This window comes from Mastigocoleus testarum BC008, from assembly GCF_001456025.1.
GTDB lineage: Bacteria > Cyanobacteriota > Cyanobacteriia > Cyanobacteriales > Nostocaceae > Mastigocoleus > Mastigocoleus testarum.
In genome coordinates this window covers 41636-62034 of sequence record NZ_LMTZ01000107.1, presented here as the reverse complement: position 1 = coordinate 62034, position 20399 = coordinate 41636, and the positions used below count along the sequence as shown (strand labels likewise).

Annotated in this window: 18 protein-coding genes and 1 other RNA gene; 10 read left to right on the top strand and 9 right to left on the bottom strand. The window is 35.6% G+C overall.

Features of this window, described 5'->3' with window-relative positions:
• Window positions 1–214: 214 nt before the first annotated feature.
• Window positions 215–1858 carry an iron uptake porin gene (locus BC008_RS25705; protein WP_082650634.1) on the bottom strand — a complete coding sequence of 548 codons (1644 nt, stop codon included), beginning with the start codon at window positions 1856–1858 and terminating at the stop codon, window positions 215–217.
• Window positions 1859–2113: 255 nt separating this feature from the next.
• On the opposite strand from BC008_RS25705, the gene BC008_RS25700 reads away from it, so the two are divergent.
• From BC008_RS25700 to BC008_RS25680, 5 genes are all read left to right on the top strand, one after another.
• Window positions 2114–3331 carry an AGE family epimerase/isomerase gene (locus tag BC008_RS25700; RefSeq protein ID WP_082650633.1) on the top strand — a complete coding sequence of 406 codons (1218 nt, stop codon included), beginning with the start codon at window positions 2114–2116 and terminating at the stop codon, window positions 3329–3331.
• A gap of 150 nt (window positions 3332–3481) precedes the next feature.
• Window positions 3482–3925, top strand: coding sequence for a nucleoside deaminase (locus BC008_RS25695; RefSeq protein ID WP_027844389.1), 444 nt, complete (start codon window positions 3482–3484; stop codon window positions 3923–3925).
• A 754-nt stretch (window positions 3926–4679) separates the two neighbouring features.
• On the top strand, window positions 4680–4919 hold the full coding sequence (locus BC008_RS25690) for a hypothetical protein (protein WP_027844388.1): 240 nt from the start codon (window positions 4680–4682) through the stop codon (window positions 4917–4919).
• Window positions 4920–5192: 273 nt separating this feature from the next.
• Window positions 5193–5432, top strand: a complete 240-nt coding sequence (locus BC008_RS25685; protein WP_058184018.1) for a hypothetical protein — start codon at window positions 5193–5195, stop codon at window positions 5430–5432.
• A 241-nt stretch (window positions 5433–5673) separates the two neighbouring features.
• On the top strand, window positions 5674–5895 hold the full coding sequence (locus tag BC008_RS25680) for a hypothetical protein (protein ID WP_058184017.1): 222 nt from the start codon (window positions 5674–5676) through the stop codon (window positions 5893–5895).
• A gap of 906 nt (window positions 5896–6801) precedes the next feature.
• Here BC008_RS25680 and BC008_RS25675 read toward each other — a convergent pair.
• From BC008_RS25675 to BC008_RS25665, 3 genes are all read right to left on the bottom strand, one after another.
• Window positions 6802–7938, bottom strand: a complete 1137-nt coding sequence (locus tag BC008_RS25675) for a Gfo/Idh/MocA family protein (RefSeq protein WP_027844474.1) — start codon at window positions 7936–7938, stop codon at window positions 6802–6804.
• 208 nt (window positions 7939–8146) lie between these two features.
• Complete coding sequence (locus BC008_RS45820) at window positions 8147–9037, bottom strand: lysozyme inhibitor LprI family protein (RefSeq protein ID WP_063800817.1); 891 nt, start codon at window positions 9035–9037, stop codon at window positions 8147–8149.
• A 506-nt stretch (window positions 9038–9543) separates the two neighbouring features.
• Entirely contained in the window at window positions 9544–10089 is a 546-nt protein-coding gene (locus tag BC008_RS25665; RefSeq protein WP_027844475.1) for a 2'-5' RNA ligase family protein, read from the bottom strand.
• Window positions 10090–10281: 192 nt separating this feature from the next.
• On the opposite strand from BC008_RS25665, the gene BC008_RS25660 reads away from it, so the two are divergent.
• The 5 genes from BC008_RS25660 to queF all read left to right on the top strand — a co-directional run bounded on the left by BC008_RS25660 (window position 10282) and on the right by queF (window position 12402).
• On the top strand, window positions 10282–10548 hold the full coding sequence (locus BC008_RS25660; protein ID WP_027844476.1) for a YciI family protein: 267 nt from the start codon (window positions 10282–10284) through the stop codon (window positions 10546–10548).
• A 37-nt stretch (window positions 10549–10585) separates the two neighbouring features.
• Window positions 10586–10682, top strand: an RNA gene (ffs, locus tag BC008_RS45815) — signal recognition particle sRNA small type.
• A gap of 26 nt (window positions 10683–10708) precedes the next feature.
• Window positions 10709–11107 carry a phasin family protein gene (locus BC008_RS25655; RefSeq protein WP_027844477.1) on the top strand — a complete coding sequence of 133 codons (399 nt, stop codon included), beginning with the start codon at window positions 10709–10711 and terminating at the stop codon, window positions 11105–11107.
• Between the two features lie 337 nt (window positions 11108–11444).
• Complete coding sequence (locus BC008_RS25650; protein ID WP_027844478.1) at window positions 11445–11855, top strand: hypothetical protein; 411 nt, start codon at window positions 11445–11447, stop codon at window positions 11853–11855.
• 127 nt (window positions 11856–11982) lie between these two features.
• Entirely contained in the window at window positions 11983–12402 is a 420-nt protein-coding gene (gene queF / locus BC008_RS25645; RefSeq protein ID WP_027844479.1) for a preQ(1) synthase, read from the top strand.
• A gap of 125 nt (window positions 12403–12527) precedes the next feature.
• Here the strand turns inward: queF and BC008_RS25640 are convergent, their stop codons facing one another.
• The 5 genes from BC008_RS25640 to BC008_RS25620 form a co-directional block, all read right to left on the bottom strand.
• The gene (locus BC008_RS25640; protein ID WP_027844480.1) at window positions 12528–13955 is read right to left on the bottom strand and encodes a cytochrome c biogenesis protein; all 1428 of its coding nucleotides are present in this window, start codon (window positions 13953–13955) and stop codon (window positions 12528–12530) included.
• Window positions 13956–14308: 353 nt separating this feature from the next.
• Window positions 14309–15055, bottom strand: coding sequence for a cytochrome c biogenesis protein CcdA (locus tag BC008_RS25635; protein WP_027844481.1), 747 nt, complete (start codon window positions 15053–15055; stop codon window positions 14309–14311).
• 200 nt (window positions 15056–15255) lie between these two features.
• Complete coding sequence (gene lepB, locus BC008_RS25630; protein WP_027844482.1) at window positions 15256–16374, bottom strand: signal peptidase I; 1119 nt, start codon at window positions 16372–16374, stop codon at window positions 15256–15258.
• A 704-nt stretch (window positions 16375–17078) separates the two neighbouring features.
• On the bottom strand, window positions 17079–18269 hold the full coding sequence (locus tag BC008_RS25625) for an FtsW/RodA/SpoVE family cell cycle protein (RefSeq protein ID WP_027844483.1): 1191 nt from the start codon (window positions 18267–18269) through the stop codon (window positions 17079–17081).
• Window positions 18270–19202: 933 nt separating this feature from the next.
• A complete protein-coding gene (locus tag BC008_RS25620) occupies window positions 19203–20123 on the bottom strand; it encodes a hypothetical protein (protein WP_027844484.1) in 921 nt (306 codons plus the stop codon).
• Between the last annotated feature and the right edge of the window lie 276 nt (window positions 20124–20399).

Below are 20399 nucleotides of genomic sequence, written 5' to 3'. Positions count from 1 at the left end.
TGAAATTACTATTAATTATTCAAAATTAGCCGTCGTCATTTCTAGCCAGTATCACACTAAGTTTTTTAATTGTACAAGTTAGTTAATAACTTGTATAACATAATGAGATTTAAGTTTATTTATCTCAGAATAACCCAGAATAATTGCAGAGACGTCCTGTGGAACATCTCTACACAATTTATTGACAAAAAATCTTTAGTTTCTTGTCAAATAGCTAAAATGTAAATGTAGTTCTCAAAGTGCCGATAAAAATATCGTCATTGTCTCGATCTTGATTGGGAGCATTTAACCAGATAACACCAGGAGTAATGGAAATATTGTCGTTTACTGGGTATCTGTAAAATGCCTCAACATGTAAAGGAGTGTCATTAGTAAAATCTGCAGGACGTGGGTCGAGACGACCAGCATAGGGTTCTGCACCCGCAATAATTCCACCTAAACTACCTTTTTTACCCAAGTCAGGGAACGCAAGTGCGATCGCATAATTCCAAATTTCTGCATCACCTCCATTGAAATCAACATCGGTAAAGCTACCCCAACCTCTAATACTAAATTTAGGGCTAATATCAAATTGAGCTTGAACGCCGTAGGAATTACTATTAATTCTTCTTTCTTCTGTTCCAGGAAGCAATCCGTTAGCAAAGTTTGTTCCCGTTCCTCCAAAAGCAAAGGTTCCATCACCAGGATCGTAGCCATTTACGTAGGTGAGACCGAACTTAAATCGTTTTGCTGGTTGCACCACAATTTGTCCCATGGCAGAATAATTACCATTAAATAAGCCTGCTTTACTGGAAGGGTCAGAACCATTCTTAGCCAGATAACCTCCCTCCAGTTTGATTAGTTTGTTTAGCTTGTAACTGAAACCAATTCCAGTTGTAGAATTCGCAATACCAAGACGGTAAATTGGGTTGCGTTCCCCAAATCGGGAAAGTGCACCGGTTCCACCACCACCTGTATTCAAGCCAGGGTTAAATACATCTGCATAGAAATGATGAGCTCCCAAACTCGCCATTGCAGTTACTTTCAGTTTTTCACCAACAGGGAAGACATAATGCAAGCGGTCAATAATCACATCATTATTAGCAGCACCATCGTGAGCAAAACGTCCTTCGTTAGTACCCAACTCATCAGCAAATGAGTTACCGATATTTCCTGCAGCTAAACGAGTAAATAATTTATCCTTCCCCGTAAAGCTGGATACTAACTGGAGGCGAACTCTATTATTAAAAACCGCTTGAGTTTCTGTGTCATCTCCAAAGGTATCTGCAAGAGTAAAGGTAGCTTCCCCTTTAAGTTTTGTGGTGGTAGAAAATTGATTGGCTTCTAGTTCTGCTGTACGGGCTTCCAAACTATCAACCCTACCCCGTAAAGTTGCTAGTTCAGCAGAGAAATCTTCTTGTAAGCGTTGTAATAAAGCTAAATCTTGTTTGGTAACTATATCGGCTGTTGCAGTTGCAATCAATTCATTTACACGATCTAAGCAAGCATTTAAACCTGCAGCAAACTCATAGCGTGTTAAAGCACGATTCCCGCGATAAGTACTATTTGGGTATCCTGCAATACAGCCATAACGTTCAACAAGAGATTGTAAAGCTTGAAACGCCCAATCTGTAGGTTGGACATCAGACAACTGAGATACTGATGTGACCTGAGATATAATCTGTGTCTGCTCTTGCTTGAGTTTATTAATTCCCTTTACAGGTATCTTCTGGTTAGTATTAGCTGTTGTAAATGACTTGATATTGATATTTTCCTGAGCCGCAATTGTTCTAGTTGATGTTAAACCGAACAATCCCAATAAAGTTGCACTTAATAGAAATTGATGACCTAACCATGTGACGATCCAATTTCTACACATGATTCAATTCACTCCTCAAAACAGAATTTTGCTAACTAATTTTTTCCTTACAGAGAAATAATTCTAAACGTATAATGTCAAACAATTGACACGTACGGTACTGAATTATTAATCAAGAATATAAATCATGAGATGACTTAAATTGTATGTTTCGTTACTTTTTTATAATTGCTTATTCAGAGTTTAAGAAAATTGAAGAAAAGTTAAATAATAAGCAGCAAAACGCTAGCTTAACAGCAATAGCATAAATAAACGATGCTACTTAGTTTTTTTTATACAATTATCGGCGTGATTAAATCTAGATTTGAAGAACTTGCAGAACTTTATAAAGATACTCTTCTCAAGAATGTAATTCCATTTTGGGAGCAAAATTCAGTTGACTGGGAAAAAGGTGGTTACTTCACCTGCTTGGACAGAAGCGGTAGGATTTACGATACTGACAAGTTTATTTGGTTGCAAAACCGTCAAGTGTGGTTGTTTTCCATGCTGTATAACAAACTTGATAAGCGCGATCACTGGCTAAAAATTGCTAGTAATGGTGCAAAATTCCTCGCCCAACACGGACGCGACCTAGACGGGAATTGGTATTTTTCCCTTACCCGTGAAGGTAATCCTTTGGTGCAACCTTATAATATCTTTTCTGATTGCTTCGCAGCTATGGCATTTAGTCAGTATGCTTTAGCCTCCGGAGAAGATTGGGCAAAGGATATCGCATTACAAGCTTATAATAACGTTTTACGTCGTAAAGAAAACCCCAAAGGTAAATACAATAAAAGCTATCCCGGTACTCGTCCAATGAAAGCTTTAGCTGTACCAATGATTTTGGCTAACTTATCTTTGGAAATGGCTTGGTTATTGCAAAGCGATACCCTAGAGGAAATTTTAGATGCAACCATAACTGAAGTTATGGATGATTTTCTCGATTCAGAACGAGGATTGATGTTAGAAAATGTTGCTCCTGATGGTTCGCAAATTAATTCCTTCGAAGGACGTTTGATTAATCCCGGTCACGGAATGGAAGCTATGTGGTTTGCGATCGATATAGCTCAGAGAAGTAATAATAATAAACTAATTAATCGTTCTGTTGACGTCATGCTCAACATTCTGAATTTTGCTTGGGACCAAGAATACGGCGGTTTGTACTATTTTATGGACATCAATGGGAACCCTCCCCAGCAGTTGGAATGGAATCAAAAACTATGGTGGGTGCATTTGGAATCTTTGGTGGGATTGGTGATGGGTTACCGCTTAACAGGACGGAAAGAATGTTGGGAGTGGTATGAAAAAATGCATGATTATACTTGGTCACACTTTAGCGATGCAGAAAATGGCGAGTGGTTTGGTTATTTAAACCGTCGTGGTGAAGTATTATTGAACCTCAAGGGTGGTAAATGGAAAGGTTGTTTTCATGTCCCCCGTGCGATGTATCTTTGTTTTCAGGAATTTCATAAATTAAGCCAAAATTTAAATTAGATCTATGAAACCAAAAGTATCTATAAAACCAAAAGTATAGATTCAAAATTCACCTAAATCTTCTAGAAATCTCTTCCTTATGATAGTAAGTGTCAAACAACATACATTGATATAACTGAAACGTTCTACCATAACCAACAGAGATTTTTTATGACCCCTGAAGAAATAATGCGTGTGGCGATCGCTCAAGCTGAAAAAAGTAAAACCCCTTTTGGAGCAGTTATTGTCAAAGATAATCAAATTGTCGAACAAGCTGGAAATACCGTAGAACAAGATGCAGACCCAACAGCACATGCTGAAGTTAACGTAATTCGCAAATTAACTTCCCGTCTCAAAACCTCATCTTTTAATGAAGGGTACATCCTTTACTCTACCTGTGAACCTTGTGCGATGTGTGCAGCAACTTGTTTTTGGGCTGGGATTTCCGAAATTGTCTACGGGGTGGGCGGTGAAGACTTTGAAGATGATTATAATCCTAATATGATCAAGGTGCAGTGCCAAGACATTATCGAGCAATCACCTAATTCTATTCCTATCAAGTCTGGCATACTAAAACAAGATTGCAAACATCTTCACAGCAAATATCCTCTTTGAGCAGTAGATACTATTGTTGGAGTAGTATTGTTGAAAAATATAGTGTCACGTTATTTATAACTAAGTACTTAAACTAACTGATTGTACGTTGATAGCAAGACATTTCTTCAAGACCGATATTTGTTTGAATACAGCCAAGAAAATCAATTATTTTTTTTGATAGCCCGTGGTATAAAATCACCCGCAGATGAATGAATAAATAATAGTAAGCCGATCTTGTTACTTTCGAGCTTTCCTAACTACTCTATATCTATCTTATAGACTGAATTATGATAGCAAATTCAAAGTAGTAGAAATAAATTTATAAAATAGTTTTTATGCAATCTTCATAAGAACACTATCTCGACATACAGAGATATATGATTTTTTCTATGTTTGCATATCAAATATGTCAACACATTTGTCTATAGGTCAACTTCATAAATACTTTAAAATAGCTTATAATTAATGAAGAAATGGATATGACTTGCGACCAAACCACCGTAAATTAAGGATACTTACCACTAGCGACATAAGCCCTCATCATATAAAAATTGCGTTTGTGAGTACTTTTACTTCAACAGTGTAGTTAAATTTTGAAGCTATATTGTTGAAATAAATATTGACGATAATGAGCATGAATTTTTTTTTCGATATGGAGAGAATTTGTCCCGTTTTTGTCACTTTTTCCATATATGCTATTGAGTAAGTTAAGGAAATAACAATTTCCTCTAACTTTTAGAGTGATTCAAAAGCAATTTAGAGGTTATCAGAAATGAATAATGGTCCTCAGTTCGAAGAGCTGATCTCAGAAGATCTGAATGTAGAGGAGCAAGCAGCAATCGCTGGTGGAGATGGTGCTCCTCAACAGCCAGGGATTCCTGGATTTGGTGGGATTCCTGGATTTGGTGGTCCTCAAGTTGGTGGATTAGACCCATATCAACTATTTCTACAAAAGCAGTATTTCGATTTTCTTCAGCAGCAGTACCCAAGCATCTTTGGTGGTGGAGACTAATTAGCAAACACCCTAAAGTTAATCATAGGTAATTTATTTGGGAATCACCTAGTCTGATAGGAGATTATATGGTAATTTGATTTACTCATTTACCATATGATCTCTATGTTAGAAAATTAGCACTTCATTAGCTTCAAAACAAATGTTTGTACAACATATAGTGCTAATAGATAATATCAATTCCGGCTGTGCCGGAATCGATATAAGTTAAGGAAACAACAGCTTCCTGTAGTTTTTAGAGTGGTTCAAAAGCAATTTAGAGGTAAGTAAGCAATGAACGATAATACCAACTTTGAACACTTAATCGTTGAAGATATAAACGGAGAAGAGCAAGCAACAATTTCAGGTGGAGACGGTTCTCCTCAACAGCCAGGGATTCCTGGATTTGGTGGGATTCCTGGATTTGGTGGTCCTCAAATTGGTGGATTAGACCCATATCAACTATTTCTACAAAAGCAGTACTTCGATTTTCTTCAGCAGCAGTACCCAAGCATCTTTGGTGGTGGAGACTAATTAGCAAACACCCTAAAGTCAATCATAGGTAATTTATTTGGGAATCACCTAGTCTGATAGGAGATAATATGGTAATTTGATTTACTCATTTACCATATTATCTCTGTGTTGGAAAAATTAGCACTTCATTAGCTTCAAAACAAATGTTTGTACAACATATAGTGCTAATAGATAAGTTAAGGAAACAACAGCTTCCTACAACTTTTAGAGTGATTCAAAAGCAATTTAGAGGTAATAAGCAATGAAAGATAATACCAACTTCGAACACTTAATCGTTGAAGATATAAACGGAGAAGAGCAAGCAACAATTTCAGGTGGAGATGGTGCTCCTCAACAGCCAGGTATTCCCGGATTTGGTACTCCTCAAGGTGGTGGATTAGACCCATATCAACTATTTCTACAGAAGCAGTATTTCGATTTTCTTCAGCAGCTGTACCCAAGCATCTTTGGTGGTGATGACTAATTAACAAATACCCTAAAGTCAATCATAGTTAATTTCTTTCGGAATCACCTAGTCTGATAGGGTATTATATGGTGGTTTAATGTACTCATTTACATTAATATCTCTTTGTTAAAACGTTACCACTTCACCAGCTTCATAGTAGATATTTGTGTAGGTTCTATATCAACCACTGCAGTATTCCACTAGTAGAGGTTGGCAGAAAAATATTAGGCAGTTTTGGTAACGAACTCTCGCCCACGGGCGTTGTCTCCTTCCAAAAAGACTTTTGGTTTATCCAATAACTAAAGAAACTGCCTATTTATTTATATTTATAAAATGTCTTTATATTTATAATTTTGGCTAACAATTAAATAACTAATCGACCCGATGGGTAAGACCTAAAAATCCTAAACTAAATATGTCAGCACCACTTCGCGACAATAGAAATATTTCAAAAAATAGGTAGCAATAATTTAAATACTGTAAAAAGCTTGCTAATAAAAATTTCAGGTGACTATCTATTTAAATCTTGAATGTAAAAATAAGAAATAATATCAAAAACAAGTCGTAAATAAATAAACTAAAGACGACTTGCTTTTGATTTTTGATTCATGAAGCAATTTAGAGTTTATAACATTCAAATTACATCGAAAAAAAAGTTCTGTCAATCATAAGTTGACACGAATGACTCCTTTGTGATTATCGATCTATGTTTCTGCTTGATTTACTAGCAGATGTCTCGTAGATATGTGCAGAAAATAATACAGCTGTCACCAATCTGATGAAGTGAGGTGTTGTATATTGGCGATAACTTGAGAATATATTTTCGGCGTTGCATAAATGTGGGATGAATCAGCACCTAAAACTATTAATAATTCGTTCAAAATAGGTCGAAATCACCCCATGATTCAGCAACACCATGTTTTCTTAATAGAGGGTATCATCAATATAATTAGATAATTGGGGTACATTAACCCAATTTAATGTTTCATTAGATTTATGAGATAAATCCATTAGTAGCTGAGAATAAACCCCTTCACGCAGACTTGAAATTAGCGGTTCTCTGCGATCCATAGCATTTACCCATTGTTCTACAACTCTTATGAAAGCACTGATGCGTCCATCAGCATGATTATTTTTGAAAATTAAACGATTGGGAATTTTAATTTCAGCTAAAGGTTTTCCTGCTTTGGCTCCCCAAACGTGAAATCCGTGAATATAATCTTTTTGGTTTTCGCTACCCAAAACTAACGTACCCTCATCTCCATATACTTCTACCCAATGGGTTCGAGACGCGCGAACAACTGCACTTATAGAAATTTGACAAGGTGTACCATCAGCCAACTCTAGCATTAGCATGCAAGTATCATCGCTATCAACAACTTTAAGCTCACCAGTAGAAGGTTCTGGACGCTGAGAAATTGCAGTAGCAAATCTAGCATTTAATCTGTTCGCTTCACCAAATAACCAGTGAATATAATCAAAGGTGTGGGAACCTAAAGAACCTAAAGCACCTCCACCCAAATCTTTTCGTGAATACCAGTTCCAAGCACGTTCTGGATTTGCGCGAGAAGAACCTAGCCAATCGATTTTTATTAATCTTTTTTTCCCAACGTATCCCGACTTAAGTAATTCTGCAAAAAATTGCCATCCTGGGACAAAGCGAAATTCAAAATCAACCGTAGCAATTACAGAGTTAGATTGTGCTAAATGGTATAATTCTTTCGCTTCTTGTACCTTAAGAGTTACAGGTTTTTCCAGCAATAAATGTTTTCCTGCTTGGATTACAGCTTTTGCCATTTCGTAATGTAAAAATGGCGGTGTGGAAATACTCACAGCCTGTACTTCAGGTATTTTTAGAATATCTTCCATGCGATCGCAAGCATGGGGGATTTGATTTTCTATAGCTATTTTTTTAGCTTTCTCCAAATCGCGGTTGTAAACAGCAATAACCTTAGTTCGGGGATGTGCTTGTAGACCAGGAATGTGGACTTTTTTTCCAAATCCAGTTCCCACAACCGCTACACCAATTATCTCTTGTTGACTTTCCAAAGCAGCAGTCATAAAGCATTAATGTTTGAGTATCAGTTATCAATTATCAGTTATTGGTTATTAATTATCAATTAGGTGTTTTGGATTACTAAGAACTAGATTTAATTTAAATTGATTTGATCTATGAGTCTCTTAAAAAGACAATTACGTATAAAATAAGCCTATAACTCCAGTATTCTTGGAGGCATAAGCTTTATAATAACAACAAGTAATAATTAGGTTAGCGACGACAAGAACGAGGAGGAATTTGACTTCCAGCATTTATTGGGTTAAATAACTTGAGATTCAAATTGACATCACTATATTTCACATCCCGACCCACTTTTCTACCATTTCTTACTTTCAGTTTACCTTCATTATCCCAAATTACAAATTCTGATCCTGTAGTAAGAACTCTAGGTTGTCTTATGTTTGGTTCATAATATTCAATGGCTTCACCTATAATTTGATTTTGATTGATTCGACCAGTAATGCAAATATTATTTTCCGAATCAATTTGATGCAATATACCTGTCACTTTGTTACCTATTTTGCGGAATAAAAAGTAATAACCGCCAGCTTTCACTAGATCGTTATCTTTGATAATATCTGGTGGAGGTGGTAAATCTGCGGTAACATAGCGGTAATTACCATCCGGTAATTGACTAACTGCTAACTTAGATACTCTTTTTTCCTTAAAGTCATCTTGCAAAGAAAGATATTTTTCCAAATCTGCTGTGCGTTGTTCTGTTAACCTTTCGAGACAGCCATTACGAAATATCTCATAGCCAGTACCACTACGGGAACGATAGGTTTCAAAATTACAGTTGCGATCGCGAAACTTTATCCATGCTTGCTGAGCGGTAATCAGTATTTTTTGTTGCTCCCCACTGACGCGACCAATAATTCTTTGGTACATCTGATTGAGCTTTGCATCTGCTTCTTGGTAGTTTTTCAAGGAACAGTATTTGATTTCTGTTGTGCTGCTAGCTGAAGAACAATCGATTTTCTGAGCAATAATTTTTCTAGCAATAGCTGGCGAGTGAATACCAAAAGTAAATAATAGTGGATTTGCTAACAAGGTTAGCGTAATTGTTAACTTTTTGAGCATGGCTTCCCAATTCTTCACCACAAATGATGAGGTTTTGGGTTGTATCTTATCTTACTTCAGTTTGTATGTCAGGCGATTTTAGATACAAATATTGAAACCTGGTGGCATTATACTTTTTAACAGTAGAAACTAAACATTTTTTTGGGACAAGTTTAGCTTAATAATATCAAAAGATTAAATATCCCCTTTTTTATTAATCACGCAGAGGGACAACAGTTTTTGTGATAAGGAAAAAGGGGTTTTGTTTAAAAAGGGGATATATTCAAACGGGCTTGTTGCAACATATCAATCAGGTAGTAGTGGAAACTAAATAGGATGATCTGGTCCAAAAGCAACAAATCCTGATGGTGTTTCTACAAATATTGAAGAAGGCTCTCCATGACGAAATTCTTTACTAGCTCTTTTAAAGGGTTTATCAATTTTTATTACCAAAATCTGATTATTAGATAAAGATAATTGATATTTTGGTATAGCATGATTGAAGTATAGGCACCTGTGTCAAATATCTCATTAGTCATAGTAAACGCTTATCTCTTGCAAAATAGAAACTCAGATTTAATATGCCAGGATTTATCCTTATGTATAAGTAGGGTTAATTTATCCACAATAAACTCAAAATGTAACTCTCGTCTTTCAAACTCTTGCCATGCTGTCTGGAAACTTTTACGCTTCAAGTCTTTAAAAGCAACAGTCATGTGGGGTGTAAAGGCACGAGTTTTAGAAACTTTGTCAACTATACCTAATTGGTTCTCTAAGTTTGCCATCAATTCAGTCTGCAAAGCTAATAAATTTGGGGTTTTATCAACATTTATATAAATAACATGGGGGATAAAAGCACCATAACCGTTAAGCGTAACTAGTAAAGAACTTCTTGTTAGGGCAAATTCTTGCAAACATTCTTCAATAATTGATATATGAGCGTCTTCCCATTTAAAAGGTGGTTGTAAAGTAATGTGGGGTGGAGACCTAAAAGCATGCCGAGCATTATATGTATCAGCAAAGTGTTGCTTTATTTGGGTCGCGTAATCTTGAATATCTTGAGGTGGTAAGAGGGCAACAAAAAATAAGCTCATTGGATTTTACTATTGGCATTAAAACTGTAGCCTAAATCTTCCAAATATAATCTGACACAACACAATACTTTGAAGCTTTACAAAACTCAAAGCTTCAGAATAAAAACTTAAAATTGAAACTGAAATTATTTCAAATTTTGCTGATGTCGATGACAGACAATATATTAGAGGAAGTTGAGAGGATGCAAGTGAATGCCCTGGTTTGTGAAAATTGAAGCAGGCAAAGTTGAGAAGTCCATGTTTGACGAACATGTGGATGCCCATAAAAATTTTGTACGGGATTTGATTGCTAAAGGTCATCGCGCTAAGACTGGGTACTGGGCAAAAAGGGGAGGTGGAATGATGTTATTTGAAGCTGCATCAATGGAAGAAGCCAAAGAAATTGTGGCGCGCGATCCCTTGGTAGAAAACGAATGCGTTGATTATGTAATTTATGAATGGAAAATTGTTGTGGAATAATTCACACAGTTTCGAAATTAAATGCTATGCTATTTATGACTCGGATCTATGCAACTTCAACGCCCAAACCTTGTCAGGACCGGAAGGTAGCAGCAATACGGGATGCTTGTGGTAGGCGTAGTCTCCGGGTCTCCTAGTTCTTGTGAAGATGAGCGCCATAATGCCTGGTTTTGGAGATATTATTCAGAAAGCGGTTTATCTTGGAGTTGGTTTAGCTGCCTATGCGGGAGAAAAGGCTGGCAGTAAACTGTCCGAATTGCGATCGCAGGTCCAAAAACTAGCTGATGAAATGGTTGAAAGAGGTGAGATGACAACAGATGAAGCTCGCCGCTTTGTGGAAGATATGATGAAACAAGCTCAAAATCCTTCTTCTACTATTAATAGTCCTCAAGAAAAAACTTCCAGCCAACCGCGTCAAATTGAAATTTTGGAAGATACTGAAGAGGAATCATCCAACTCACAAAACTCTAATGCTGGTGGGAATCAGAATGTAGATAATTTACGACAACAAGTCCTAGATTTACAAGAAGAGTTGAGACGCTTACAACGCGATCGATAGTAAATTTATTGCTTGTTAAGTCAAATTAAATTTTAAAGCAAAAATACTCTCAAATTTAAGTAATTATTTTTGATTCATAGACGTAATATATTATGTTTAATGTAGGGACATAATGTATTGCGTCTTAAATTGTTATTCATAAGATATATAGATGAAATCGCTTCATTAAAAAATTGACCAAAAAAATTAGTAATAATATAGGGATATCATGAGAATTAATGGATAACTTAGTGTGCTGAATTTTGATACAAGTGCCATTGAACATCTAATTGGTTTAATCTGGGCAAGTGTTATGTTGAACCCAATCCGAAAATTAAACATTAAGGAATTCTAGATTATGGACAAATGGCAACAGGATTTCTGGGAAACTGTACAAACTGTAGCTGATGAGGTAGAACGTTTTTTTGAAGGGGTAACAGAGATTGCCGATAGTTTTGTTGAATTTACGGAGGAAACGATCGAACAAGTACAGTATTTCATCATCACTGAAGTTGACGAGTATTTACAAGAAATAACAGAACCGATTTCTGATTTTGATTGGAACTTTGAAGATATTTTAGATGATGAATTTGAGTCAAGTTTTCCTTATCCAGTAGAAGCTACAGCACAAAATAATCCTGCTTGTATTGGGTGTCAGCATTATCATGGTCAAGTGTATAATGGTAATCTACTAGTCTGCGCTATGCACCCCCATGGACGGGATGATGATAATTGCCCGGACTGGGAGAAGCAAGAATTAGATTTTTGAAATCAACTCGAAATTAACTTTTTCACCATAAAAGCTCTCTCATTCTAAACTCAAATTTTTTTGAGTATATGAAGAAATAACTGCTCAGATTTGAATATTTGCGATTGATATAAATATATAAAAGCTCATGAGTGACTCCTCTACAGAAAGTACAAACTTTCCTATTGCGGAAATGAAATATGGCGAACGCGAGATTGCAGAAGGTAAGTTAATTACTTTCCCAAATCCTCGTATTGGAAGACGCTACAATATCGATATTTCTTTGCCAGAATTTACCTGTAAATGTCCGTTTTCTGGATATCCTGATTTTGCAACTATTTACATTAACTATGTTCCTGATGAAAAGGTAGTAGAACTTAAAGCTTTAAAGCTATACATTAATAGTTACCGCGATCGCTATATTTCCCACGAAGAATCTGCAAACCAAATTTTGGATGATTTTGTTTCTGCTTGCGATCCCTTAGAAATTACTGTTAAAGCAGACTTTTCACCGCGTGGGAACGTACATACGGTAGTTGAAGTAACTCACCAAAAATCAAACAAGTAGAATTGTTGATAATTGGTAATTATAAAACAGTTATCAGTTTATGGCTAACGCCACGTCCTTACGGGCTACAGTTAACAGTTAACTCAGTTACCAATTACCAATTACCAATTACCCACAACTAAAATTTAAGAGCTAGAAACCACTGAATCAGCAACTTTTTCCCGACCGTCTGTTTGGGATGAAGAACTTAAACTATCGAAAATTCCCAATACTTCCCTTTCAAATACTACCTGAGCGCGATTAGTTTTACCCCCCACATATAGACAACCATTTTCTTGTAAAGCCCAAACTTGAGAGTGGGAGAAGTAGCTCATTACTACACCCAACATTAATACAGCAAATCCTGCGTACACCACAGGAACTCCCGGGTCAGCTTTTATTTGCAAACCAGTAGAACCAATAACATCTAAGACCTTTAATGTAACCCCATTAACTTGGACAGACATTCCAGTCCTAACAGTATTTGCTAATTTACCTTTAGGATCGTAAACCAATAATAATCCTTGTAAATCTTTTGCTATTAGAGATACACCTTCACTCATATCTGGCTTTGTTGGAACCCAAGTACCCCAAAGGCGACCATTTCCATTAGTATTTAGTGGAGCCATGGGTAGCTGAAAGATAGGACTATTATTTATTTGGACGCGAACAGCAGAAAGTCCCCAATTTGTTTGGTAAAAAGTAACACCCTTGTAACGCAGAGGCTTATTAACAAAAATAGTTTGACGATCTAATTCTTTCCCTTGTTCATCTACGACTGATAAATCAGAGTAAAACTGATCGACATCACCTTTGGGGGTATAATCAATCCAAAAACGATTGACTTTTACTGCCCAATCTTTTGGTATTTGTGCATCTGCAAAAGGTCCTGCATTATATATATTTTTGACTTGAAAAGTTTCACCACTAGGAATCATTTCTTGACCAATAAATCCGGTCATGGTTCCGAAAATCGATCCTAGTAAAATCACAATAATACCGATATGAACTACAATTGGACCAATACGTCCAACAATTCCTTTTCGGGCGTATAAAAGATTTTCATTATCTTGTTCTTGAAAAACTTTGTAGTTTTTTTGATGCAATTTTTCAATGAGTTTATCTACTGATGCATTATTTTGATTTTCTAGATTAAACTCTGCACTCAATGCTAGTTTGTTAAATTGTTTGGGTTTATTATAAAATTTCCACTTTCGAGCAAGCTTTAATGCTGGTAACTGTCTGGTAAAGCTACAAGCAGTAATACTCGTACCAAATAAAATCAATAATGCTAAAAACCACCAAGTACTATAAACATGGTCTAAACCCAGGGTTAAAATAACTTTCCAAGTTAAAAATCCAAATAAAGCAGGTTCTAAAGGATAGTTTGTCTTATAAAATTCTAAAGATTCACCTTGCTCGATAACCGTACCACTAATACTAAATAAGGCAATAACTAGAAGCATAAATATTGCCAAGCGCAAGTTAGTAAGTATTGGCAATATATCTTGTTTGATAGATTTTTTGAGTATGGAGAAAAAATCAGGTTTGTTATCAATTGTGTTTTCTTTCATATAAAATAAATTACGAAAAATCTAACTCCAAAATTATGACTTCAATAATTATGATTTCAGGATTATGATTTCAGAATTATCTTTCAAAAATGATTTATTCAGTATTATTACGACATCAAAAATTTAAAAATTATGGGGAGGTAATAAATAGAGGAAGGTAAAATTTTCAGGTATCATTCCTCTTTATAAGAGCGAATATTATCTTTTTAAGAGTAACTGTTTTTACATGTTTTGACTTAAGAAATATAATTAACTTACCCATATTAAGTAGGTTTATTGTTGATTATAAGTCAAAAAAAATTGGAATATTTTCAAAAAATTCCTCCCCAATAATCTTTTAGAAACACCTACTCTCAAAATCCAAATACCTTTAAAGGAAGGCGATAAGCCAACGAGATTGCACCAAAAGCAATTAATAACACACCACTAGCAGGATTTATCCAAGCAGACCAACGACGTATTTCCAGTATCTTCTTGATTGATGCAGTGAATGTACCAGCTAAAATCAATGGTGTGACATGACCCGCAGCATAGGACAACAATAAAACAGCTCCTAAAATTAAATCCTTAGTACTAGTCACCCAACCCAATAATGCAGCTAAAACAGGGGTGCTACAGGGAGAAGCAACCAAACCAAAGCTCAAACCAATGAAGTATGCTCTAACACCTTGGGGTAATTCTTCAGAGATCCAATCCGTTCCACCCCATGATGGAAATTGTAATGGTAAAGCTTCTAATAAATTTAACCCCATCAATATTGCAATGATGCTAACAATTATTGGTAAACCTACACCTATCTGACCGTAGACTTTTCCTAATGTAGCAGCAAATATTCCCAAGCCCGCGAGGGTACTTGCAAGTCCCAGAGCGAACCAGGTTGACTGAATTGCAGCTTGCAAGCGACTTTTTGCTTCGTAACCACCTATATAACCAATGGTAATTGGTAACATTGAGAGCATACAAGGCGTCAAACTTGTGAGCAAGCCAGTCATAAAAATAATAACGATACTTAACCAACTCAAATGTGTTAACTGATTAGAAACAACAAATGACGAAAATTGTTCTAAGTTGTAAAGTTGGGTCTGTAAGGTTTCGAGCATAATTAAGACATAAAAAAATAGCAGCACAAAATATTTATACTGCTTGAATTTTAGCGCAATCAGGGTTCTATGACAGAATAATTAGTTGTACAAGTGCGGGGTCTTTAGCTCTGCATTTGTAACCAAGTAGAGAGGATCGGAAAATCACAAAAACAACCCAGAATCAGATAGACAACAAAATTTCTGTTCCAATAAGTTACTTAAAGAGACCTGATACGGGAAATGGGAAAGAAAATTTTTGACACCTTACCAATAATTTTATTTTTCGGTACTAATCCCCAACAGCGGCTATCATAACTAATGTTGCGATCGTCCCCTAGAACAAAATATGAGTTTTCTGAAACTATTATCGGTTTAGAAATAAATACAGACTGGGATCCTGAAATACAAACATCAATTAAGGTAGATTGATTTTGTTCTATATAACTATCTTCTAATAAGTGTTTATCGTTGATGTAAACTTTGCCATCTTTTAATTCTACTTTCTCTCCTGGTAAGCCAATAATGCGTTTAACGAAATTATCTGTATAATCTTCTTTTTTTAGGGTTTCAGTAGGGGAGAAGACTATAATATCGCCACGTTCTGGTTTATGGAATTTGTAGCTGAACTTATCTACCATAAAATTATCTGCATCCCATTGGTTGTGATTTCCATTTAGAGTGGGTTGCATTGCATTAGACCTAATCCACTGTGCTTCTGCGACTATATTTGTAATCAAAAGGGTTGAAGGTATCCACACAAATATTGGTAATAGTACTGTTGCAATAACAATTCCGGTAATCTTTTTTTTCGATTTCTCTCTTCTTTCCGGAGAATTAACATATACGTGATAAATACTGAAAGGTACAGCTAAAAATAAAATTACATGACCGAAAGGGATTAAGTAAGCAGCTAGTGAAATAATAACCAAAATTATTCCCACGAAATAAGAACCAATGTAAATATGACCAATTCCAGGTATTATTCGTGATAGTAAGACTGCCAACCAAGGATCCTTCTTACTTTTTCTGTTACTTTCAAAAGCTGGTGGGTTATTTGTCTTAGTTGATAGATAAGCATCAATTAAATTCCAGTTACCAACCAAAACATACAATAATAACCAAATTAAACCATCACGCAATAAGTGTTTTTCCGGAAAAATAATGATCCAGAGCATCCAAAATGATAATAAAATTTTACTAATTATAAAAATTAATCCTTTCAATTTATTTCCTGAATAAATTTGTCCTACACCAGGAAAAAAAAATGATAAATTTGCAACATACCAAGGTTCTTTAGCGGTTATATTTTTATTGTTATTAACATTAATTTTATTCATATTTTGAATATAGGGTGATAAAATCTTGTAGAGATTCTACAGCAATCTGAAAACATTTAGAAAAGATATCTGAAAAGATTTTTTAAAAAAGTTGCAAGTTAAATTAGATTGATAAATTAGAAAAGTTATCATATCTGTTAAATTAATAGTTTCAGACAGTAACTTATTAAGTCAACATATGAATGTATAAAAAATAAATCCTTGGATATATAACAGAGTCATGTGTGGTAGGAGATAATTTTCCTAACAGCAGTAAGAAAACAAAAAACAGCAACAAAATGTACCTTAAGTATGAATTTAAGTTTTTAATCTGTGTCTCACTTACTTCCAAGCTGCAATGAGACAAGACAATAAAAATTTATTTATTTTTTAGAAAAACTATTTAATTTTAGTCAATCAATTTTCATTATTCTGTTGGTAGTATCTCAGAAACATCCAGACCGATAAAGCTTTGAATTTATAGGTTCCTTATTTAATTCCCTGCTGGATAACATCTCGCAACTATCCAGGTGACTGAGTTTACATAACGCTACGTGCAAGTCATTAGCGGATTGCACGCGTCTGACGACGTTCGCGCAGCTCAATGCTGCACGCAAAGCTTAACCGCTCTTAGCACAATATACAAACAATTTAGACTTGTCCGGAAATTTATAACCTAACCTGATTCCGTAGTGAGATATGACCAGACTCTGCTTCTGACTAATTTAGCTGAAGAATCTTCTGCTTGTGCGTTTTGGTGTTTTGCGATCGTCTTCTCGTAATTGCACAACTTCTGCCTCATTACTCTCACGTGCAACTCTGACTAATAATCCGGCTGCAAGTAAACTTGCAATCATTGAATTACCCCCATAACTAAACAAAGGTAAAGGTAAACCTGTAGTTGGTAAAGCACCAGTAGTTACACCAATGTGAAGCAATGATTGTCCTACCATCAACAGAGTCATCCCCATTGCTACTAATCGATGAACAATATTTTCTGATTTGAGAGCGACAATTAAACCCATAGTCGCATAAAGGGCTAACATTATTAATAATGTCATGCTGCCAATAAAACCAAATTCTTCAGCAAATACCGAAAAAATAAAATCAGTATCTTGAATCGGCAAATAATATAGTTTTTGTTGGGAAAGTCCAAATCCTGTACCGGATACTCCACCCGAACCAATTGCAAGTAAACTTTGTACTAATTGGTAGCCGTCTCCTCTCCGATCCGCCCAAGGGTTAAGAAATGACATTATTCGTCTGCGTTGGTATGTTCGGATACTAATACTCAAAACAGCTAAACCAACTCCTGTTAGGGCTGTTCCTGTCAACTGTTTATAAGGTAATCCTGCTGCTAGGGCGACTAACCAAACTGTCATCCCGCACAAAGAAGCCGTACTTAAGTTCGGCTGTGCTAAAATCCCCAAAACTACCAAACAAAAAACACCCAACCAACTCAAACGAACTGCCCAACTAAGGCGATCCCAGCTAGCAAATAGTCGGGCGCTTTGTAACACCAAAAAAGGCTTGATTAATTCTGAAGGTTGGATGGGTATTATGGCTAATCTGCGTGCTGCGCCCAAATCTGTTTTTCCTAGTCCCGGAACCAAAGTCAAAAAAATTAAAATTAAGAACAAGAAAATAAACCAATGAGAAGACCGAGTAATCTGACGTAAGGGAATATTACTAACAATATTGAATAAAATTAAGCCCACTCCAACCCATATCAGTTGGCGTTTAAAATAAAACATTCCATCATTCAAGCGCTCGCTGGAAACCGCAAAAGACGCAGAAAAGAGGGTTACTAAACCAACAAATAGCCAAATCAATGTTAACCAGCGTAATAGACGTGCTTCCAATGCCCAACTGGAAACAGAGTCGTCTAAAAATGGTATTAAGCGACGTACATTCACGATTGTTACAGGTAAAGTGTAATAATTTTATCTATGAAAAATTTCAGATTCAAGTTAGTCTTCGATATCTAATTGACATTACAATGTAACGAATATACTGACTTTAATTTCAGGAAAGATGTTGTGTAAGTGTAAGTGTGATTCCCGCTCTTTTCTCGATTTCTGAATATTTTGTTTTTCTTGTAGTGGAAAGATTGCATGTGTTTGATTCTGTTTGTGTGTGTAAGGAGATAGGATAAATTAGGCATCAGTAGAGTTTATACTCGATTAAAGATGCAGTGTGAGTTTTTATTGGAAAATACTTAGAGTTAACTCCGTTGCTTGTATCTCTGATATTGCTATTTTTGTGAAATAAAATACAAAATGTAAAATTACAACTTTCTTGGTTAATTCTCACTCATGGGTAAGACACTCACAGTATTTATTGCACTACCTATCTTGTATAACCCGGTTAATTTAAAAATTAAATGGAAAAATTGATGAAATAATTAGGCAGACCAAACTATTTATATATTTACTATTGATTTATATAATCTATTAATTTATATAATCTATTCTCTGTTTTATTCCTTAAAAAATATTAAACCAATTTTGTTCCAGTAATTATTTGGTATTAAAAATCGAAGCTAGAAATTTTACAACCTCGAAAAGTCATCGGAATAAAACTTCCTGGATTACCTAGATTCATCAATAGTAAAGGCTGCATAATTGGAGTCTCTGAAACTATAGTAACTGTATTAGTAATCATTTTTGGGTTAAAACTTCATTTTTTTACAATTTTGCAGGGAATTAATCCCTAAAAGCTCCACATTTTCTAAAAAGTAAAGTATCTACTATAAATAAAAAGCCGTCCGCTTCAGTCAAGCGAACGGCAAAAAAAAACAAATTTTTAAACAAATAAATTTGATATTACACAGAAGTTTGATAAACAAATTAACACTTGGAATTACCCACAAGTGATAAAAATCCTGGATTTTTACAGCGGGACAAACGTTCTTTGAGTTCTTCGTTCCTACCTTTGAGACGACTATTCACTTTTTTAAGTTTTTCATTCTCAGCGATTACCATTTCCGCTGATTTTGCTGCTTCTTTTTCTTTTTCTAGATTATTATTAAGGGATTCGTTTCTGCGTCTGAGGAGCGCAAGTTGATTTTTGAGTCGTCTATTTTCAGTTGCAAATTGATTTGCAGATTTTAAGGCAACTTCATTTTCAGTCAAATTGTTAATTTCTTTTTCTATTTTGTTTTTAAGAACGCTATTTTCTTTTTTGAGTTTCTGATTTTCCAGAGCTACATTCTGAGTTGATGTAATTTCTTCTTTCTTTTGTTCTACTTGTTTTTTAAGATCTGCAATTTGCTTGTCCATGCTTGTTTTTTGCTTTTTAACCTCAACAACTTGAGAGCGAGCTTCTTCAACTCGCTGTCCGGACATAGCATTTTCTCTTGTTTTGTAGATTCCAAAGGCAGTTGCACCAGCTAGACTGAGGAAAGCCACCACAACACTACTGATAACAATTATTTTGGGAATGGTCTTTTTTGCCTTAATGTGTACGATATCGGCTTCTAGATCCTCAATCCTTTCTGCAACTTCCGCTAGTTCTCCTGCTAAGTAATTGCAAATCTCGCTGCTTCCACTTTTTTCCAGCAATACTTTGTAAAGCCAGGGAATGCGATCGTCAATGGTGTCTCTGTGGGGAATGACGTCTTTTCGAATCAATCTTGATACGAACTCACTACCGCTTGCTTCACTCAATGCTTCAAGTCTTTGGACAAGCGCATCCGAGTGTCTCCCATTAATTAGCTTGGGTAGTTGGCGGACCATTGTTTTTAACTGCTGCTTGTTACTGATAGGCATTCCTTACCTCTGCTGGAAGCAAAATTGAGTTGATCGATATCGGTGAATTACATCATCGTGCAATGATTCTCAAAACTTTGGTTCGAAAGCTTTGCATTGCCATGATTTTAGTACTTTTTAACTGAGTTGTACTACCAGCGAGGAAACTTGCGCGTTTAGGTTGAAAATAGGTCAGTGTTTCCTCCGTTGTTAGTATCCAGAAAAGTTTTAAGATTACATATGTTCTGAGCAAGCGTATGATTTCTCCTGCTAACAGTCAAAAGACGAGATGTGAAG

Bases quoted from the DNA above. Each gene is read 5' to 3' on its own strand.
- BC008_RS25685 (WP_058184018.1), top strand. From the start codon at position 5,193: ATGAACGATAATACCAACTTTGAACACTTAATCGTTGAAGATATAAAC.
- BC008_RS25690 (WP_027844388.1), top strand. From the start codon at position 4,680: ATGAATAATGGTCCTCAGTTCGAAGAGCTGATCTCAGAAGATCTGAAT.
- BC008_RS25620 (WP_027844484.1), bottom strand. From the start codon at position 20,123: ATGCCTATCAGTAACAAGCAGCAGTTAAAAACAATGGTCCGCCAACTA.
- BC008_RS25640 (WP_027844480.1), bottom strand. From the start codon at position 13,955: ATGAAAGAAAACACAATTGATAACAAACCTGATTTTTTCTCCATACTC.
- BC008_RS25680 (WP_058184017.1), top strand. From the start codon at position 5,674: ATGAAAGATAATACCAACTTCGAACACTTAATCGTTGAAGATATAAAC.
- lepB (WP_027844482.1), bottom strand. From the start codon at position 16,374: ATGAATAAAATTAATGTTAATAACAATAAAAATATAACCGCTAAAGAA.
- BC008_RS25705 (WP_082650634.1), bottom strand. From the start codon at position 1,858: ATGTGTAGAAATTGGATCGTCACATGGTTAGGTCATCAATTTCTATTA.
- BC008_RS25695 (WP_027844389.1), top strand. From the start codon at position 3,482: ATGACCCCTGAAGAAATAATGCGTGTGGCGATCGCTCAAGCTGAAAAA.
- BC008_RS25665 (WP_027844475.1), bottom strand. From the start codon at position 10,089: ATGAGCTTATTTTTTGTTGCCCTCTTACCACCTCAAGATATTCAAGAT.
- BC008_RS25675 (WP_027844474.1), bottom strand. From the start codon at position 7,938: ATGACTGCTGCTTTGGAAAGTCAACAAGAGATAATTGGTGTAGCGGTT.
- queF (WP_027844479.1), top strand. From the start codon at position 11,983: ATGAGTGACTCCTCTACAGAAAGTACAAACTTTCCTATTGCGGAAATG.
- BC008_RS25700 (WP_082650633.1), top strand. From the start codon at position 2,114: ATGCTACTTAGTTTTTTTTATACAATTATCGGCGTGATTAAATCTAGA.
- BC008_RS25655 (WP_027844477.1), top strand. From the start codon at position 10,709: ATGCCTGGTTTTGGAGATATTATTCAGAAAGCGGTTTATCTTGGAGTT.
- BC008_RS25660 (WP_027844476.1), top strand. From the start codon at position 10,282: ATGCCCTGGTTTGTGAAAATTGAAGCAGGCAAAGTTGAGAAGTCCATG.
- BC008_RS25635 (WP_027844481.1), bottom strand. From the start codon at position 15,055: ATGCTCGAAACCTTACAGACCCAACTTTACAACTTAGAACAATTTTCG.
- BC008_RS25650 (WP_027844478.1), top strand. From the start codon at position 11,445: ATGGACAAATGGCAACAGGATTTCTGGGAAACTGTACAAACTGTAGCT.